General features: G+C 38.9%; 2 protein-coding genes and 1 pseudogene (1 of these 3 running past the window's edge). 2 read left to right on the top strand and 1 reads right to left on the bottom strand.

Annotated elements, in window-relative coordinates; translation table 11 throughout:
- Both FGQ53_RS10935 and FGQ53_RS10930 read left to right on the top strand, forming a co-directional pair.
- Positions 1-239, top strand: a 239-nt coding sequence (locus FGQ53_RS10935; protein ID WP_138337879.1) for a transposase family protein, incomplete at its 5' end; no start/stop codon positions are given.
- Positions 240-255: 16 nt separating this feature from the next.
- Positions 256-446, top strand: a pseudogene (locus tag FGQ53_RS10930) (transposase); the annotation flags it as partial.
- A gap of 115 nt (positions 447-561) precedes the next feature.
- On the opposite strand, the gene FGQ53_RS10925 reads toward FGQ53_RS10930, so the two are convergent.
- On the bottom strand, positions 562-1976 hold the 3' portion of the coding sequence (locus FGQ53_RS10925) for a GH25 family lysozyme (RefSeq protein ID WP_138338756.1). It continues 22 nt past the right edge of the window; only the last 1415 of its 1437 coding nucleotides appear in the window; its start codon lies beyond the right edge, outside the window; it ends in the stop codon at positions 562-564.

Here is a 1976-nt window from a genome sequence, read left to right as displayed (position 1 = left end):
GCATCTTGAAATTTCACGAAAATACCTTTATTCCTGCTAAGCGTTCTAAACATCACCCCTTAACCCAAGAAGATAAGCAGTTGAATAGCGAGATATCTAAAATGCGTATTGAAGTTGAGCACTTTAATGCCAAATTTAAAACCTTTCAAATCATGGCACAGCCTTATCGTAATCGTAGAAAACGATTTGAATTAAGAGCTGAGTTGATTTGTGGCATCATCAACCACGAGATAATGTAGTTACCGAACAAGTCTATTTATTCCTCCCTACACTCCAGAAATGAATCCCATTGAGCAAGTTTGGGCAGAGATACGAAAGCGTGGATTCAAAAACAAGGCCTTCAAATCTTTAGAAGAAGTCATTTTGAAGTTAGAAACAGTGATTCAAAATTTGGAAAAAAATGCCTGAGGAAGATTGTTCACAGAAAATGGATTTGTCCAGAATAGATTTTTGATGAATATTAGAATAAAACACAGTCCCTTTACACATTTCTTAACTGCGACAAAACTAAAGAAAAAGAGGATGCAATTTTCTTGCACACTCCTTTCTCAAACCTATATCTTAATACCAGACACTGACATCAACACGACCACGAATTCCTTTTAAGTATTCAGATGAAGTATATTGCCATCCTTTTTCACCTGAATAGTGAGGATTATTCCAATCAAGTGCATCCGTATAGGCTGCTACCCAGTTAACATGTTGCAAAATATCTGGATGATTCAAACGAGTTTGCAAAAGTTGACGGTAGCTATAAACATTCACATTTTGATAACCAGCCTGCTTCATTGTTGCCATATACTTATTGATAATCTTGACCCAAGTTCCAGTATCACTTGGAGCTCTCTTGGTCTTATTAACATATTCCCAGTTCTCAACATCATAATAGATAGGGTAAGACAAGTTCATCTTGTATTTTTTCAAGAGTTCAATGGTCTGATTAGCATCATTCTCAGCATCGGTCTCATTTTCAGCATAAGTATAGAGGTAAACGCCGTAAGGAATTCCAAGACGGTTTAACTCCTTGATATTATGAGCCAATTCCTTGTCCTCAGTTCCACTATAACCCAAACGAACAATTACTCCATCTACTCCATTATCATCGATGACTTTTTTCCAGTCACTGATACGACCATTGTGCTCACTGACATCGATGACCTTTTTAACTTGATCAGTCCCAACTTGTTCTTCACGATGGTTAAAGAAATAACGTCTGCCATTTCGGTGAACCCAGCCAACATTCAAGTCTTTCTTTTCTTTTAACTCACCTGAGTCAGAAAAAATATAGCGAGCATCATTCATGACTAATTCACCAGTAGCCATAGCACCACTTCCTGTCAAATAGTAGTTACCCTGCCACTCATCTTTAGCCATGTAACCACCCTTCTTGAAATAGTACCACTTGCCGTCTACCTTTTGCCACTCTTGATTTGCATAAGAACCATCAGACTTGAGATAGAAGTAAGACGAATAGGCTGGATCATAAACCCATTCACTCTTGGCCATGTAGCCACCTGCTTTGAGGTAATAGTTCCCTTGCCATTCTTGTCTGGCATAAGAACCGTCCGGTTTGAGGTAGAACCAGCTCTTATAATTACTATCATAAACCCATTCACTCTTGGCCATGTAACCATCCGCTTTGAGGTAGTATTTCCCATACCATTCTTGGTTTGCATAAGAACCGTCCGCTTTGAGGTAGAACCAGCTCTTATAATTACTATCATAAACCCATTCACTCTTGGCCATGTAGCCACCTGCTTTTAGGTAGTAATTGCCCTGCCATTCTTGGTTTGCATAAGAACCGTCCGCTTTGAGGTAGAACCAGCTCTTATAATTACTATCATAAACCCATTCACTCTTGGCCATGTAACCATCCGCTTTGAGGTAGTATTTCCCATACCATTCTTGGTTTGCATAAGAACCGTCCGCTTTGAGGTAGAACCAGCTCTTATAATTACTATCATAAACCCATTCAC

Origin of the sequence: Streptococcus mitis (genome assembly GCF_005844455.1) — a bacterium.
Taxonomy (GTDB): domain Bacteria; phylum Bacillota; class Bacilli; order Lactobacillales; family Streptococcaceae; genus Streptococcus; species Streptococcus mitis_BF.
Note: the sequence above shows the minus strand (reverse complement) of the source record. Positions and strands in the feature narration are given on the sequence as shown.